At 73.2% G+C, this 16278-nt stretch carries 13 protein-coding genes; 5 read left to right on the top strand and 8 right to left on the bottom strand.

What is annotated here, in order from left to right:
* Positions 1-81 precede the first annotated feature (81 nt).
* From ABZ815_RS15405 to ABZ815_RS15380, 6 genes are all read right to left on the bottom strand, one after another.
* Positions 82-2652, bottom strand: coding sequence for a PEP/pyruvate-binding domain-containing protein (locus tag ABZ815_RS15405; protein ID WP_357698065.1), 2571 nt, complete (start codon positions 2650-2652; stop codon positions 82-84).
* 35 nt (positions 2653-2687) lie between these two features.
* On the bottom strand, positions 2688-3605 hold the full coding sequence (locus tag ABZ815_RS15400; protein ID WP_357698063.1) for an alkaline phosphatase family protein: 918 nt from the start codon (positions 3603-3605) through the stop codon (positions 2688-2690).
* Positions 3606-3613: 8 nt separating this feature from the next.
* A complete protein-coding gene (locus ABZ815_RS15395) occupies positions 3614-4387 on the bottom strand; it encodes a TIM barrel protein (RefSeq protein ID WP_357698061.1) in 774 nt (257 codons plus the stop codon).
* A complete protein-coding gene (locus ABZ815_RS15390) occupies positions 4384-5385 on the bottom strand; it encodes a LacI family DNA-binding transcriptional regulator (protein WP_357698059.1) in 1002 nt (333 codons plus the stop codon). Before ABZ815_RS15390 ends, ABZ815_RS15395 begins: the two co-directional genes overlap by 4 nt.
* Positions 5386-5511: 126 nt before the next feature.
* Positions 5512-6552 carry a hypothetical protein gene (locus ABZ815_RS15385; protein ID WP_357698058.1) on the bottom strand — a complete coding sequence of 347 codons (1041 nt, stop codon included), beginning with the start codon at positions 6550-6552 and terminating at the stop codon, positions 5512-5514.
* Between the two features lie 157 nt (positions 6553-6709).
* Entirely contained in the window at positions 6710-8137 is a 1428-nt protein-coding gene (locus ABZ815_RS15380) for an FAD-dependent monooxygenase (protein WP_357698056.1), read from the bottom strand.
* Between the two features lie 92 nt (positions 8138-8229).
* Between ABZ815_RS15380 and ABZ815_RS15375 the strand changes: the two genes are divergently transcribed.
* A complete protein-coding gene (locus tag ABZ815_RS15375; protein ID WP_357698054.1) occupies positions 8230-8523 on the top strand; it encodes a helix-turn-helix domain-containing protein in 294 nt (97 codons plus the stop codon).
* A 10-nt stretch (positions 8524-8533) separates the two neighbouring features.
* Here ABZ815_RS15375 and ABZ815_RS15370 read toward each other — a convergent pair whose 3' ends face one another.
* Positions 8534-9907, bottom strand: a complete 1374-nt coding sequence (locus tag ABZ815_RS15370; RefSeq protein WP_357698052.1) for an LCP family protein — start codon at positions 9905-9907, stop codon at positions 8534-8536.
* 331 nt (positions 9908-10238) lie between these two features.
* Here ABZ815_RS15370 and ABZ815_RS15365 point away from each other — a divergent pair, with 331 nt between their 5' ends.
* From ABZ815_RS15365 to ABZ815_RS15350, 4 genes are all read left to right on the top strand, one after another.
* A complete protein-coding gene (locus ABZ815_RS15365) occupies positions 10239-10967 on the top strand; it encodes a hypothetical protein (RefSeq protein ID WP_357698050.1) in 729 nt (242 codons plus the stop codon).
* 41 nt (positions 10968-11008) lie between these two features.
* On the top strand, positions 11009-12193 hold the full coding sequence (locus tag ABZ815_RS15360; protein ID WP_357698048.1) for a thiolase family protein: 1185 nt from the start codon (positions 11009-11011) through the stop codon (positions 12191-12193).
* On the top strand, positions 12190-14277 hold the full coding sequence (locus ABZ815_RS15355; protein ID WP_357698047.1) for a 3-hydroxyacyl-CoA dehydrogenase NAD-binding domain-containing protein: 2088 nt from the start codon (positions 12190-12192) through the stop codon (positions 14275-14277). The genes ABZ815_RS15360 and ABZ815_RS15355 overlap by 4 nt, the downstream gene beginning before the upstream one ends.
* Positions 14278-14364: 87 nt before the next feature.
* Entirely contained in the window at positions 14365-14757 is a 393-nt protein-coding gene (locus ABZ815_RS15350; protein ID WP_357698045.1) for an SSI family serine proteinase inhibitor, read from the top strand.
* 40 nt (positions 14758-14797) lie between these two features.
* Here ABZ815_RS15350 and ABZ815_RS15345 read toward each other — a convergent pair whose 3' ends face one another.
* Positions 14798-16264, bottom strand: a complete 1467-nt coding sequence (locus ABZ815_RS15345; protein ID WP_357698043.1) for an amino acid permease — start codon at positions 16262-16264, stop codon at positions 14798-14800.
* Positions 16265-16278 lie beyond the last annotated feature (14 nt).

The following is a 16278-nucleotide window of genomic DNA, read 5'->3' as shown; positions in this document are numbered from 1 at the left end:
CGGTTACCCTCGGCGGCGCGGGCTTAACGGCAGGCGCCGCCCACGATCGGGTGGCGCCGCGGTGACAACCATCCGGCCGGCCTACGGGGTCACGGTGCCCGCGGACCCGTCGAGGGTGATCTTCTGGCCCGTGGTGACCCGCCGGGTGGCGTCGGGCACGCCGACGACGGCGGGGATGCCGTACTCGCGGGCCACCACGGCGCCGTGCGACATGGCGCCGCCCATCTCCATCACCAGGCCGCCGGCCGTGAGGAACAGCGGGGTCCAGCCGGGGTCGGTCGAGGGGCAGACCAGGATCTCGCCCGGCTCCAGGTGGGCGCCGGTCGGGTCGAGCACCACCCTGGCCACGCCGGTGACCGTGCCGGCCGAGGCCGCCGTGCCGGTCAGCGCGCCCTCGGGGGCGGGGCCGGCCAGGGCCTCGGGCTCGGTGCCGTCGGAGAGCATGATCCGGGGCACGTGCCTGCGGCGCGACTCCCGCTCGTACGCCGCCCGCCGCTCGCGCACGAGGTCGCGCAGGTCGCCGCCGGTCAGGGCGGCCCTGGCCTCCTCCAGGCGCAGGAAGTACACGTCGAGGGCGTCGTCCAGGACGCCGGCGCGGACGAGGTGCTCGCCGACCGCGCGCAGGCTGTCCCGGACGGCGGCGATGGCCCTGACCAGGTGGAACTTGGGCAGTTCGCGCAGCCCCGCGTAGGCCCGGGTGCGGCCGAGCGCGAAGCGCACCACGGGCCCCCGCCACCGGCCCCTGCGCGCGGCCAGCGCGGCGACCCGGTCCACCTCCTCCCGCGCGGCCCGCGCGCCCTTGGCGAACAGCGCGGCGGGGGCGAGGTCGGAGTCGCCGTCGATGCGCAGGTAGTTGGCCAGGACGCCGAGGATGTGGGTGGGGTCGTCGGACCAGCGGGGCACGCCGAGGTCGATCTCGGCCACGCCGCGGTGCCCGTACTTGGCCAGGAACGCGGCGAGGCCCTGCTGGGCCCGTGGCGGGAGCTCGCCGGCCTGGTAGCGGCGGGCCAGCTCGGCCGCGGGCAGGTCGCGGAACGGCTCGGGCTCGACGCGGGTGGCCAGATCCCACAGTTCGAGGTCCATCTCGGTGGTCGGGTTGTGCGGGACGCCGCGCAGGACGTCCTGGAGGTCGCCCACCCGCGTGCCGGAGAGCCGGGCGGCCAGGCCGAGCAGCGCGTAGCCGGTGATCACGATCGGCATGATCGAGACGATGGCCGGGAACGTGCCGCCGAGCAGGCGTTCGGCGTGGTCGAGCCGCTGGGCGGGAGTGGCGCCGGGCGGCGGTTCGAGCCGTCCGTCCAGTTCCGCCCCGACGCGGGCGGCGTAGGCGAGCGCCCTGGCCGGGCTGAGCAGCGCGTCGCGGACGCGCGCCGGCGCGTGCACGCGGCGCGCGAAGCGGCGCAGCCCGCGCAGGAACGGGCGGCGCGAGTTCTGGACGACCGACAGCCGCGGGTCGTCGGCCAGCTCCCGCACGACGGCCGCGGCCCGCGCCTCGCCCAAGGGCATCAGCCGCGTCAGGACGGCCCGGCCGGTACGGCTGCGCAGCGGCGTGGTCAGGTCGAGCCACAGGCGCTGCCCCGCCTCCGACAGGAACGCGGGCCCGTCGAGCCGGTCGGCGGGCGCGTGCCCGAACACGCCCGCCGCCCCCGAGCTGACCAGGTTGAACGCGGACACCCCCATCGGCGTGAACGGCCCCATCACGCCCTGGGCGACGTTGAGCGACAGGTGCACGCGCAGCCCGGGACCGGCCGGCTCGGGCACCGGGTGGAGCGTGGTGATCGGCCTGGCCTGGGTGAGCCAGAGCGTGCCGTCCGGGCCGATGGCCCATTCGGTGTCCTGGGGCGCGCCGTAGTGGTCCTCGACGCGCGCGCCGAGTGCGGCCAGGGCGAGCACCTGCGCATCGGTCAGGCACAGGCCGCCGGCGGCGGTCTCGACCCGTTCGACGCCGCCGCCGGGCAGCGGCCGGACGGCCAGCCTCTTGTCGCCCGCGTGCCGCTCGCGCACCTCGCCGCCGGAGACGACGAAGCGGTCGGGGTTGACCGCGCCGGAGACGACCGCCTCGCCGAGGCCGGGGCTCGCGTCGAGGACGGTCTCGCGCCGCCTGCCGGTCACCGGGTTGGCGGTGAACATCACCCCGGCCACCCGCGCGTCCACCATCACCTGGACGACCACCGCGAGCCGGACGGCGGCGTGGTCGATGCCGTTGGACTCCCGGTAGGCCACGGCCCGGTCGGTCCACAGCGAGGCCCAGCAGCGGCGGACGGCGTCGAGCACCGCCTCGCCGCCCACCACGTTGAGAAAGCTGTCCTGCTGGCCGGCGAAGCTGGCGAACGGCAGGTCCTCCGCCGTGGCCGAGGAGCGCACGGCCACCGGGACGTCCGCGCCGAGCCGCGCGTAGGCCGCCATGATCGCCTCGCGCACCGGGCCGGGCACCGGGGCCTGGAGCAGGTGCCGCCTGGCCCGCGCGGCGAGCCCGTCGCCCGGGGTGAGGTCGAGCCCGGCGGCGACCTGGCGGTAGGCGTCGGTGGTGAGGGCCCAGCCGGGCGGGACGGGCAGGCCGGCCAGGGTCAGCTCACCGAGGTTGGCGGCCTTTCCGCCCACCTCGGCGAGCATCGTGGCGTCGATCTCGGAGAAGTCACGCGTGGTCCTCATTGAAGGCACCCCCTTCCCCGGAGTCTGCCATAAATTCACCAACTGTTGAACAGCGGTTCCCCGTCCAGTTCCCAGGCCGGGTCGAGCGGCACGCCGAGCAGGGCCAGGGCGGTCGGGCCGACGTCCACCAGGCGGGGCTCGTCGAGCGGGCGGCCGCCCAGGTCCTCGCCCAGCCGGTTGGCGATCACGAACACCGTGCGCTCCTCGGGTGAGGTGCCGCCGTGGCCGCCCTCGTCCACGTGGCCGTGGTCGGTGGTGACCAGGACGGTCCAGCTCTCCCCGGGACGGGCGCGGACGGCGTCGAGCAGGCGGCCGAGGTAGGCGTCCTGGGCGTGCAGGGCGGCGGCGTACTCGGGGCAGTGGGGGCCGAGGGCGTGGGCCACCTCGTCGGTGTCGCCGAGATAGACGAAGGCGAGATCGGGGCCGGTGTCGGCGAGGTGGCGCCCGGCCGCGTCGGCGATCTGCCGGTCGGCGGCGGTCCAGGTGAGGGCGTAGCCGTCCAGGACCATGCGGTGGTCGATGGCGGGGCCGAACGCGTTGTGCTCGCCCAGGGCCGCCCAGGAGAGGAAGGCGGCGGTGGTGAGGTCGGGGCGGGCATTCTTCGCACGACTCAAAAAGTCCGGAAATTTCGTGAACTGGGGGCTGGTGAAGCTGTTGTCTACGACACCGTGTTTGTCGGGCCAGGTGCCCGTGGCGATGGACGACCAGCCGGGGCCCGAGTCCGTCCGCGACCTGATCACGCGGCCCGCCGACGGCGGCTCCGGGCTCTTCGGCACGACCTCGCCGGGCGACTCCGTCCTGGGCGCCGCCGCCTCGCCGTACGGGAGCCGGCTGGTGCCGTACGCGCCGGACGCCATCAAGGACGACAGGACCGGCGGGGCGAGGGCGACGAGCCGGTCGAAGCGCAGGCCGTCCATGCCGACCACGAGGACTTTGTTCTTGTTAAGGGGCATTCCCCTATCTAAGCGGTGAACCGCCGCACCCAGTCGGCCGCGCCCGGCAGGATCTCCTCGACCGGCGCCACCTGCGGGTACCACGTGCGCTCCCACTCCAGCGAGACCCACCCGGCGTACCCGGCCGCGCGCAGCAGGTCGCCGGCCTCCTCCAGCGGGACCGAGCCCGTCCCCATCGGGACCGGGGTGGTGTCCGCAGCCGAGACGGCGTCCTTGACCTGGACGTAGGCGAGCGAAGGACCGAGCGCGGCGAGCGTGGCGGCCGGGGGTTCGCCGTTCCGCCAGGGGTGCAGCAGGTCCCACAGCGCGCCGGTGGACTCAGGCCGGCCCGCCTCGGCCAGCAGCGCGGCCACGGCCGCCCCGGTGGCCATCTCGTCGTGCGTCTCGACCAGGACGCGCACGCCGAGGGCGGCGGCCGTACCGGCGACGGACCTCAGCCTGCGGGCGCCCACCGCCGGATCGTCGCCGCGCGGGAACACCCGCACGCCCGGCGCGCCCAGGTCGGCGGCGAGCCGCAGGTCGGCGAGGAGCGCGTCGGCGACCGGCCCGTCCGGGCCCGGCTCGCAGATGCCGACATATCCGGCGAGGGCGGCGATCTCCAGCCCCGCCCGCCCCACCCGCTCCCGCACCGCGCGCCGCTCCGGCGCGGTGAGCCCGGCATGGACGCCGGTGTCCGGATGCAGCCGCAGCTCAAGCCCCTGACAGCCGTGCGCGGCGGCGATCTCCACCGCCCGTTCCAACCCCTCGCCCGGCATCCCCAGCGTGCTGACGGCCAGCCTCACGCCATCCTCCTGACGCTCTCCCGCAGCACGACCTCGCCCGCGACGTGCTCCACCACGGGCGCGGCGGTGACGTCCGCGCCGCCGAGCGCGAGCTCCAGGGCCCGCGCCCCCATGTCCTTCAGCGGCAGCCGCACGGTCGTCAGCGCGGGCACGTGATCACGCAGCGTGACGATGTCGTCGAACCCGGCCACCGAGACGTCCTCCGGCACCCGGATCCCGCGTTCCCGGCAGGCGGCCAGCGCCCCCACGGCCATCACGTCGTTGACCGCGAACACGCAGGTGGCGTCGCCGATCTCGGTCGCGGCCCGGTAGCCACCGTCGCGGTCGAACGCCCCGTGGACCACGACGGGCTCGGGCAGCCCCAGGCCTCGCAGCGCCTCGGCGAACCCCTCGCACCGGTCGGCGGCGGTCACCAGCTGCGGCGGCCCGGCCAGCACGGCGAACCGGGTGTGGCCCAGCCCGGCCAGCGCGCGGGCCAGGGCCGCGGCCCCGGCCCGGTTGGCGGGCGCGACGGTGTCCACGCCGAGCAGGTCCTGCCCCACGCACGCGGCCCGCCCGCCGCCCTCCCGGTACCGGGCCAGCTCCTCGCGCAGCCGCCCGGTCACGACGGGGTCGGCGACCCGCGAGCCGGCCAGCAGCACGGCCCGCACGCGCTGGGCGTTCATGGTGGCGACGTAGGCGATCTCCTGCTCGGGGTCGCGATGGGTGGTGCCGACCATGACCAGCAGCCCCTCGGTGGCGGCGGCCCGCATCGCGCCGTCGGCCAGCGCCGCGAAGTAGGGGTCGGTCAGGTCGTGGACGACGATGCCGATGACGTTGCTCGCCCCCCGGGCCAGCGTCTGGGCGGCGATGTTCGCGCGGTAGCCGAGCTCGTCGGCGGCCCGCTCGACACGGGCCCGCAGGGTCGCGCCCACCTGGCGGGTGCTGCCGTTGAGCACCCGCGAGGCGGTGGCGAGGGAGACGCCCGCCTGTTTGGCGACGTCCTCAAGCGTGACCACGAGACCTCCCGGAAAGCGGTTTCCAAGTCTGCCAGACGGCGACCTGGCTCCGCATCCTCGCACGCCCGCCCCCGGCGGCGACAGAACCCGCGCACCGTGCGCGGGCGGGCCGCGACAGGCGTCCCGCTACCAGGGGAACAGGATGTCGAACAGGCCCTTCTTCTCGCTCGGCGCGGGCGCGGGCTGGTCCTGCTGGGTGGGGGGCGGCGCCTGCGTGGGGGCGCCGGTCTCCTGCCGCTCCGGCTCCTTGGTGGCGGGCGCCTCGGCCGCGTCCTCGGGGGCGCCGTCGGAGGTCTCGTTCATGTGGCCGCGCGTGCCGCGGGTGGCGTCGTCGTCGGGCGTGGCCGTCGGGCGGCGCTCGCGGCTGGAGGTGGTGGGCCGGGCCGTGGGCTCGCGGGTGGGACGGGGGCGGCGGGCCACGGGGGTGGGGGTTACGGTCTCGGACACGGTCGGCTCGGCGGTGTCCGTAACCTCGGGCTCGGGGGTGGCCTCCTCGGTCTGCTCCGGCAGCGCGGTCTGCGGCGGGGCGCTGACCTCGCTCGCGCTCGCGCAGCGGGCGGTCCCGCAGGGGTCGTCGGAGGAGGTGCCGGTGAGCAGCCAGCCCGCCCCGGCCCCGACCAGCACCACCGCGACGCCCGCCAGCACCAGCACCCTGGTACGCCGGCGCACCTCGCGCTCGCCGGCGCCACGGCGGTCGTCGGCGTCGTCGGTCCAGCCCGAGCCGAGGAATCCGCGCCTCGTCCCGCCCGCGTCGGCGTCGTCGTCGTCGCGCTCGGGCTTGTAGCCCTGGTCCAGCGGCAGGTAGGGCAGGTCGTCGTCGACGGCACGGTCGCCGGTGGCGGCGTCGAGCGCGTCCGCCCCGAGGACGGCGTGCGGCCCGCTCAGCGTCTCCTGCGGCCCGGCCAGCGTCTCGTGCGGCCCGCTGAGGGCCTCGTGCGGCCCGCTCAGCACGTCGTGCGGTCCACTCGCGCCGTCGAGGACGTCGTGCGGGCCGCTGGGACCGTCCAGGACGTCGTGCGGCGCGTCGGCCGGGGTCGCCGGGGGCTCGACGGACTGCGCGGCCTGGCCGGGCGGCAGGATGTAGGTCTCGTTGCCGGAGACCTGGATGGCGGGCTGCTCGTCGGTGTCCTCGGTGCTCCACCGGGGGGACAGCACGTCTCCGGTCATCTCCGGATTTAACGACTTACTACCCTGCCCATCCTCGTACGGCCTGTCGTTCTCGTCGCGCGCCACGATGGACCCTCTCTAGCTTTGAATACGGACCGCGACCTTTCTTAACAGACTTGTCCGGAAATTTCACATGTTTCCCTAAAGTTACTCTCCGTCACACAGGCCCCAGCCACCGGGCCAGCGCCGCCTCCAGCGGACGCCCCGGCACCCCCGACGTCCAGGCCGTATACCCGTCGGGCCGCACGAGCAGCGCCTCGGCGTCGTGCTCCGCGCTCCCCCGTACGATCTCCAGCCGGTCCGCCCACGGGGCGGCCGCCGCCACCAGGTCGTCGCGCCCGGCGAGGTCCAGCAGCAGCACCCGGCCGCCGCGCAGCAGCTCCACCGTGCGCACGACGCCGTCGGCCGTCTTGACCGGCAGGTCGGGCGCCATCCGCCCGGCCCCGGGCACGCCCACGTCGTAGACCGTGTCGAGCCCGCTGATCATCCCGCTCAGGTACTCGTTGACCTGGTCGAACCGCATCAGCTCGGCGAACAGCTCGCGCAGCGGGTCGACGGCCGGGTCGGGGTCGGCCAGCGCGCTCTGGGCCCGTACGTTCCACAACACCCGCGCCCCGACCGGGTGCCGCTCGGCGTGGTAGCTGTCGAGCAGCCCGGCCGGGGCGTCGCCGCGCACCTCGGCGGCCAGCTTCCAGCCCAGGTTGAACGCGTCCCCCAGGCCGGTGTTGAGCCCTTGACCACCCCACGGGAAGTGCACGTGCGCCGCGTCCCCGGCCAGCAGGACGCGGCCCGCGCGGTAGGTCTCGGCCTGCAGGGCGGCGTCGCCGTACCGGGACAGGTTGCGCGCGCCGGCCATCGGGACCGGGACACCGAGGATGTGCTCGGCCGCCTCCTGGAGCTCCTCCAGGGCGACGGGGGCCTCGCGGTCGGCGTGCGGGGCACGGAAGTCGTAGGTGGTGACGCGACTGTGCCCGGCGGGGTCGAGCCAGACGATGATCCAGCCGCGCGGCGTCCGCGTGTAACCCGGCGGCACCGTGTACGGGTCGAGCAGCCGTACGTCGCCCATGAGCGCGGCGACGCGGGCCCCGGTGCCGGTGAACGGGATGCCGGCGGCCTTGCGCACCACGCTGCGCGCGCCGTCGGCGCCGACGACGTACCGGGCGGCCAGCTCGCGGCCGTTCACGGTCAGCACGACGTGGTCGTCCCGCTGCTCCAGGCCGGTGACGTCCTGGCCGCGCCTGATCTCCGCGCCCAGATCCGCCGCGCGGCGGGCGAACACCTGCTCGGCCCATGCCTGCGGACTGCCCACGATGGTCGGCCCGCCGTCCGACACCGCCCCGAGGTCGAGCCCGAACATGCCGGAGAAGTGGAAGCTCACGCTCCCGTACGTGGTGCGGCCCACCGCCTCCAGCAGCCCGCGCCGGTCGAGGCTCTGGGCGATGCCCGCGTGCAGCGTCCCGGCCTTGGACTGGCCGGTCGGCGCGGGGAGCCGTTCGAGCACGAGCGGACGTACCCCCTGAAGGCCCAGCTCGGCGGCGAGCAACATGCCCACGGGCCCGCCACCCACCACGGCGACATCGAACACGACACCCTCCTCGGACCGATTGAGTACGTAATCTTCGTACATACGAACAATGCCCGTCAAATCATCGTTCGCGTTGTCCGTACAATGGCCGCATGCTGCACCCGTCGCGTGACCAGATCCAGTTGGTGGAGGTGCTCGCCGCGCTCGGCCACCCCGTACGCGCCCAGATCGTGCGCGCGCTGGCCTCGGGGGACGAGCTGTTCTGCGGCGAGGTCGTCGAGGACGTGCCGAAGTCGACGCTGACCGCCCACTGGCGGGTGCTGCGCGAGGCCGGCGTCATCTGCCAGCGCCCGGAGGGCCGCAAGTTGTTCATCCGGCTGCGCCGCGACGACCTCGACGCCCGCTTCCCCGGCCTGGTCGACCTGCTCGTGGCCGAGGACCTTTAGCCCGCCGCCCTCACAGGCAGGGGTTCGTGGTGGAGTCGACCACCTTGTCCTTGAGCGAGCCCGGGATCGGCGACACCACCCGCACGCCGGGCCAGTCGGCCCCGATGACGAGCTGCACGATCGGCCCGTCGGGCATCTGGGTGACCTTGGCCGGGTACGGCTTCGGGTTGACCGGGGCGACCTTGCCCGCCACCGGCGTGCGCTTGTCCTTCGACAGCCGGGCGGCCACCGCGTCCCCGTAGGCGATCCCGTTGTCGGCGTCCTTCTTGGCGTACCGGATCGACGTGGTGGGCACCGGCGCGGCGTTGCCGACCTGGACGACGACGAAGCCCTGGTCGGCCAGCTCGTCGGCCACCTGACCGGCCTTGCCGACCTCCGTCGTGCCGTTGAGCACCTGGACGCGCACCCGCCCGTTCTCGACCTTCGGCTTGGTGGCGACGGTCGAGGGCGGGCTCACCTCGGTGTCCGAGCGGACGGCCTCGAAGAAGTTGCGGGCGTCCGGCTGCCTGAGCTGCACCCGGTTCTTGTCGGCCGGGTATGCCTCCACGGGCACGGTGATGCCCTTGAGCTCCTTGGCGGTCAGCCCCTTGACGCTGCCCGCGATCTCCACCATCCGTTCCAGCGTGAGCTTGTCGTCCAGGGTGACGGCCTTGGCCCCGGCCCTGAGGAACGCGTTGAGCTTGATGGGGTCGGTGAGCAACCCTCCGTTGGTGATCTTGTCCAGCACCTTGGTGAGGAAGACCTGCTGGCGCTGGATCCGGCCGAGGTCGCTGCCGTCGCCGAGGGCGTAGCGGGTGCGCACGTACGCGAGCGCCTGCTCGCCGCGGACCACGTGCTTGCCCGCGCTGAGCTGGAGCTTGGCCTTGGGGTCGTTGACCGCCTTGGGTAGGCAGATCTCGATGCCGCCGATGGCGTCGACGATGCCCTTGAAGCCGGTGAAGTCCACCTTCGCGATGTGGTTGATCTTGATGTTGGTGAGCGATTCGATCGTCCGGACCGTGCAGTTGATGCCGCCGTCGTTGAAGGCGGAGTTGATCTGGCGCAGGCCGCCCGCCAGCGTCGCGCCGGTGCGGCTCTGGCACTGCGGGATCATGACCATGGTGTCCCGGGGGAAGCTGATCATGGTGGCCTTGTCGCGGTCGGGGGAGATGTGCAGCACCATGATCGTGTCGGTGCGCTCACCGAGGCCCTGCGACTTCGCGCCGTACTTCTTGTTGTCGCCCTCGCGCGAGTCGGAGCCGACGAGCAGCACGTTGAGCGCGCCGGTCTCGGGCGGCCGCGTCGATCCGGGGTCCACGGCGACGCGCGGGATGTCGCTGTCGATGCTGCGGTAGTACGCGTAGCCGCCCAGCGTGACCGCGACCAGTACGAAGGTCAGCACCATGCTCGTCCACGCCAGCGGGGTGATGCGCCGCGTGCGCCCCGGAGGCCGGTCCGGGCGGCGATGGGGACTGCGCTGCGGCCGTTCCGCCACTCTCCGGCCCTCGCTCACGCGCCCCCCTCTACGCGCGCCCGCACAGGACGCACCCCGCGCGCCCCTCGCGGAACGCGGCCCCCTTTGGTGTGACGCGCAGCATACTGACATTCCTCCACTAATACGGAATGTCGCGGATTTCACCCGATGCCAGACTCCTGGGGACGCGTCCGGCGAGGGCTCCATGTGAAGCGCACAAACCCGGGGCGTCACTACGGTCCGTGACGCCATCATGACGTTCATGCTTCTGACCGAGATGGCGCCCCCTCCAGGCGCCGAGGCGTTGACCGGGCTGCGCGCCCGGGCCAGAACCGCCCGCCGAGCCGTCTTCGTCGCGCTCACCGGCTCGATCGCGCTGCTGACCACGGCCCAGGTGCTGGCCGACCGGGCGCCGACCAGAGAGCAGACGTTACCGCTCGCCGTGTTGTCGCTGGCGGTGCTCGCGACCGCGCTGCCCGTCCTGGCGGCCACCCAGCTCGTCTGGGGCGCGCGGGCGCGCGTGGTGCGCCGTCGCGAGCGCGAGCTGTTCGCCGTGCCGCCCTCGGCCCGGCGGCGTCCGCTGAGCCGGCTCGGCGTCGCGTCCGGCTGGGCCGTGCTGCTGCTGCTCGGCGCCACCTCTCCCGGCCAGTTCAGGGCGGCCGCCCTGTACGCCTTCGCCGACGCCCTGAGCTGGGCCGTCGAGGCCGCCATGGTGATCGGCCTGGCCGCGGGGGTGTCGTTCCTCATCTGGTGGGCACGGGACGCCCTGGGGATAATGGCGCGCGCCGGCCGTCCGGGAGGATCACCTGGCGATCCGTGGGATCCCGGCCGGGGCGCGCGTCCACGAGGGGGCGCGGCGCTCTGGACGGGCGCGGCCGTGGCGGTCGCCGCCCTGCTCGGAGCCCGCGCCCATCTCTGGGAGCCGCCCATGCCGATCATTTACGCGCTGCTGACCGCCGCCCTCGTCTGCGGGGTGGTTACCGACGAGTAGCATAGGCCGCGGAACCCCATCCAAGAACGAGGAGCGAATCCGTGCCTTCCTCTCGTGACGTCGTGTTCGTCGACGGCGTACGCACGCCCTTCGGCAGGTCAGGGCCGAAGGGACTGTACGCGGAGACCCGCGCCGACGACATGGTCGTCCGCGTCATCCGCGAGCTCATCCGGCGCAACCCCGGTCTGCCTCCCGAGCGCGTGGACGAGGTGGCCATCGCCGCGACGACCCAGATCGGCGACCAGGGCCTGACCATCGGCCGCTCGGCGGCGGTGCTGGCCGGTCTGCCCAAGAGCGTGCCCGGCTACGCGATCGACCGCATGTGCGCGGGCGCGATGACCGCGGTCACCACGGTCGCGGGCGGCATCGCCTTCGGCGCCTACGACGTGGCCATCGCCGGCGGCGTCGAGCACATGGGCCGCCACCCCATGGGCGAGGGCGTGGACCCCAACCCGCGTTTCCTGTCGGAGAAGCTGGTCGACCCGAGCGCGCTGGTCATGGGCATGACCGCCGAGAACCTGCACGACCGCTACCCGTCGATCTCCAAGGAGCGCGCCGACGCCTACGCGGTGCTCTCCCAGGAGAAGGCGGCCAAGGCGTACGCCGACGGCAAGATCCAGCCCGACCTCGTGCCCACCGCGGTCAGGACGGCCGAGAAGGGCTGGGGCCTGGCCGCCGAGGACGAGGCGCCGCGCCCCGGCACCACGATGGAGGCGCTGGGCGCGCTCAAGACGCCCTTCCGCCCGCACGGCAACGTCACCGCGGGCAACTCCTCCGGCATCAACGACGGCGCCACCGGCTGCATCGTGGCCGCCCGCGACGTCGCCGGCGAGCTGGGCCTGACGCCGAAGATGCGCCTGGTCTCCTACGCGTTCGCGGGCGTGGACCCCGAGGTGATGGGCGTGGGCCCGATCCCGTCCACCGAGCGGGCGCTGCGCCTGGCCGGGCTGTCCATCGGCGACATCGGCCTGTTCGAGATCAACGAGGCGTTCGCCGTCCAGGTGCTGGCCTTCCTGGAGCACTTCGGCCTCGCCGACGACGACCAGCGCGTCAACGCCTACGGCGGCGCGATCGCCTTCGGCCACCCGCTGGCCTCCTCGGGCGTACGGCTCATGACGCAGCTCGCCCGCCAGTTCGGCGAGCGGCCCGACGTGCGGTACGGCATCACCACCATGTGCGTCGGCATGGGCATGGGCGGCACTGTGATCTGGGAGAACCTGGCATGAGCGACATCGAGACCTGGCGCGCGCTGCTGAGCGGGCGCAACACCGACGAGGTCGTCACCAAGGCCCTGGTGCGCGACGTGCCGCTGCCCGACGGGGCGGGCACGATGGCCCTGATCACGCTGGACAACGGCTTCGACCACACCAAGCCCAACACCTTCGGCCCGCACGGCCTGTTCGCGCTGGACGAGGCCCTGTCGGAGATCGCCGCGCGCACCGACCTGGCCGCCGTGGGCGTCACGGGCAAGCCGTTCATCTTCGCCGTCGGCGCCGACCTCAAGGGCGCGGCGGCCGTGGCCTCGCGCGAGGAGGCCCACGCCATCGGCGCGCTGGGCCACCACGTCTTCCGCAGGCTGGGCGAGCTGCCGATCCCGACGTTCGCGTTCGTGAACGGCGCGGCCATGGGCGGCGGCCTGGAGATCGCGCTGCATTGCACGTACCGGACGATCTCCTCCGGCGTGCCCGCGGTGGCGCTGCCCGAGTGCTTCCTCGGCCTGGTGCCCGGCTGGGGCGGCACGCAGCTCCTCCCCCGCCTGATCGGCCCGGCCAAGGCGATCAAGCTGATCATCGAGAACCCGCTGTCGCAGAACCGCATGATCAAGGGCGCGGACGCGTACGAACTCGGCGTCGCGGACGCGATGTTCGAGCCGGCCGACTTCCTGGAGGAGTCGCTGCGCTGGGCCGCCCGCGTCGTCAAGGGCGAGGTCACCGTCGAGCGGCAGGAGCACGACGGCTGGGAGAAGGCCGTCGCCGACGCGCGCTTCCTGGTCGACATGAAGCTGCGCGGCGCCTCCCCCGCCCCCTACCGGGCACTCGACCTGATCGGGCTGGCCGCGACCGCCTCGCGCGACGAGGGCTTCGCCGCCGAGACCGAGGCGCTGGCCGACCTGCTGATGGGCGACGAGCTGCGGGCCGGGCTCTACTCCTTCGACCTGGTCCAGCGCCGCGCCAAGCGGCCCGCGGGCGCGCCGGACCGGTCGCTGGCCCGCAAGGTCACCAAGGTCGGCGTCGTGGGCGCCGGGCTGATGGCCTCGCAGATGGCGCTGCTGTTCGCCCGCCGCCTGGAGGTCCCGGTCGTCCTGACCGACCTCGACCAGTCCCGCCTGGACAAGGGCGTCGGGTACGTCCACGCCGAGGTCGACAAGCTGCTGGGCAAGGGCCGCGTCTCGGCCGACCAGGCCAACCGGCTCAAGTCCCTGGTCACCGGCTCGCTGACCAAGGACGCCTTCGCCGACGCCGACTTCGTCATCGAGGCCGTCTTCGAGGACATGTCGGTCAAGAAGCAGGTGTTCGCCGAGGTCGAGGCCGTGGTCTCGGCCGAGTGCGTGCTCGCCACGAACACCTCCTCGCTCTCGCTCACCGAGATGGGCGCCGGGCTGGCCCACCCCGAGCGGCTGGTCGGCTTCCACTTCTTCAACCCCGTCGCCGTGATGCCGCTGCTGGAGATCATCAGGGGCGCCTCGACCGACGACGCCACGCTGGCCACGGCGTTCGCGGTGGGCAAGTCGCTGAGGAAGTCGTCCGTGCTGGTCAAGGACGCTCCGGCGTTCGTGGTCAACCGGCTGCTGACCTGCTTCATGGGCGAGGTCGTGGCCGCCGTGGACGAGGGCACGCCGCTGGAGGTCGCCGAGCACGCGATCGACGGGCTCGGGCTGCCGATGACGCCGTTCGCGCTGCTGCAGCTCGTCGGCCCGGCCGTCGGCCTGCACGTGGCCGAGACGCTGCACGCGGCCTTCCCCGAGCGCTTCGGCGTCTCGGAGAACATGGCCAAGCTGGTCGCCTCGGGCAAGCCCGGCGTCTACCGTCCGGACTTCTCGCTCGACCCGGAGGCGGTGGCCCTGTTCGCCGGCGGCACGTCGCCGTCCACGGCCGAGCAGGTCCGCGAGCGCGTGCTCGGAGCGCTGGCCCGGGAGATCCGGATCATGCTGGACGAGGGCGTCGTCGCCGGCCCGCAGGACATCGACCTGTGCATGATCCTGGGCGCCGGATGGCCGTTCCATCTGGGTGGCATCACGCCTTATCTGGACAGGTCGGGGATCGCCCAGCCTCGGTTCCTTCCGCCCGGCGTGGCCTCGCTGCCCGCGTGATTTTACGGAGACCCGCCCGGCGGGTCTCCGTACGTCATGGCCTTCTTCGCGTAGCGTACTGTGCCGTCCTACGAACGGAGAGTAACCATGATGCGAGCAGTCGGCACGATCGCTCTGTCCGGAGCCCTCGTGCTGGGCGCGTCGTCGCCCTCCCTGGCGGCGCCGCGCACCCCCAAGGCCGTCCTCAAGGTCACCGTCGCGGTGAAGAACGGTCCCACCAAGGGCGCCTGGCTCAACTGCAGCCCCGACGGCGGCACCCACCCCTCCGCCCACGCCGCCTGCGAGATCCTGCGCAAGGTGAACGGCGACCCGGCCAAGATCAACCTCTCGCCGAAGGCGGCCGCGGCCTGCGGCAAGGAGGTGGAGCCACGTGCCGTCATGATCCTCGGCAAGTGGTACGGCAAGACCGTCCAGTGGGGCAAGGTCTACACCAACGCCTGCACGATGAAGGCGGGCCTCGGGACGCTCCTGGCCGTCTGAGCCGACAGGGGGATGGGCGGCCGGCCCATCCCCCGCCGTCTCACTCGCCGGTCACGGCGGCGCCCCGCCTGCTGTGGCGGTAGCCGTAGGCGAAGTACACGACCACGCCGACGATCATCCAGATGACGAACCTGAGCCAGGTCTCCAGCGGCAGGTTGAGCATCAGGTACAGGCAGGCCAGCACCGACAGGATCGGCAGCAGCGGCACCAGCGGCACCCGGAAGCCCCGCTCCAGGTCCGGCCGGGTGCGCCGGAGCACGATCACGCCGATCGAGACCACCATGAACGCGAACAGCGTGCCGATGTTCACCAGCTCGGCCAGTTCCCCGAACGACACGAACCCGGCCAGCGCCATGGTCACCAGGCCGACGAGGATGGTGAGCCTGGCGGGCGTGCCGAAGGTGGGGTGGACGACGGCCAGCCGGCGCGGCAGCAGGCCGTCGCGGCACATGGCGAACAGCACCCGGGTCTGCCCGAGCAGCAGCACCAGCACCACGGTCGTCAGACCGGCGATGGCGCCCACGCTGATGATCGTGGCCAGCCAGGGATGGCCGACGGCGGTGAAGGCGTCCGACAGCGGCGCGCTCGTGCTCAGCTGCCGGTACGGCTGCATGCCGACCACGACCAGCGAGACGGCGACGTAGAGGATCGTGCAGACGGCCAGCGAGCCGATGATCCCGCGCGGCACGTCGCGCTGCGGGCGCACGGTCTCCTCGGCGGCGGTGGCCACGATGTCGAAGCCGATGAACGCGAAGAACACGATGGCCGCGGCCGAGAAGATGCCGATCACGCCGAACGCGACGGGCGTGACCCCGAACAGCACCTGGATCAGCGGCGCCTTCAGCCCCTCGACCCGCGGCGTGGTCACCGGCTCGGGGATGAACGGCGTGTAGTTGGCGGCCTTGACGAAGAACAGCCCGGCCACGATGACCAGCAGCACCACCGTGATCTTGGTGATCACCAGGATCAGGTTGACCCGCGAGGAGATCTTGATCCCGGCCACCAGGATCGCGGTGAGGATCAGCACGATGACCACCGCGGGCACGTTGACCACGGGGTCGTCGCCCGCGATGGAGGGCGGCAGGTGGAGGCCGACGGAGTCGAGCATCGAGGCGAAGTAGCCCGACCAGCCGACCGCCACCACGGCCGCGGCCAGCGCCAGCTCCAGGATCAGGTCCCACCCGATCACCCAGGCGGGGAACTCGCCCAGGGTGGCGAAGGAGAAGGTGTAGGCGGACCCGGCGACGGGGATGGTGGAGGCGAACTCGGCGTAGCACAGGGCCGCCAGCCCGCACACGACGGCCGCCACGACGAACGAGACCGCGACCGCCGGCCCCGCCACCTCCTTGGCGACCTGGCCGGTGAGCACGAAGATCCCCGTGCCGACGATCACGCCGATGCCGAAGACCATCAGGTCCATGGCGGACAGGCGCTTGCGCAGCTGGTGCTCGGGAGTTTCGGTGTCGCGGATCGACTGTTCGACGCTCTTCGTGCGAAAGATGTCCACGATCAGCGATCCTT

The sequence above is a fragment of the Nonomuraea sp. NPDC047529 genome (genome assembly GCF_040642995.1).
Lineage (GTDB): Bacteria > Actinomycetota > Actinomycetes > Streptosporangiales > Streptosporangiaceae > Nonomuraea.
The sequence above is the reverse complement of the archived record's forward strand: the minus strand, read 5'-3'. Positions and strand labels throughout refer to the sequence as shown.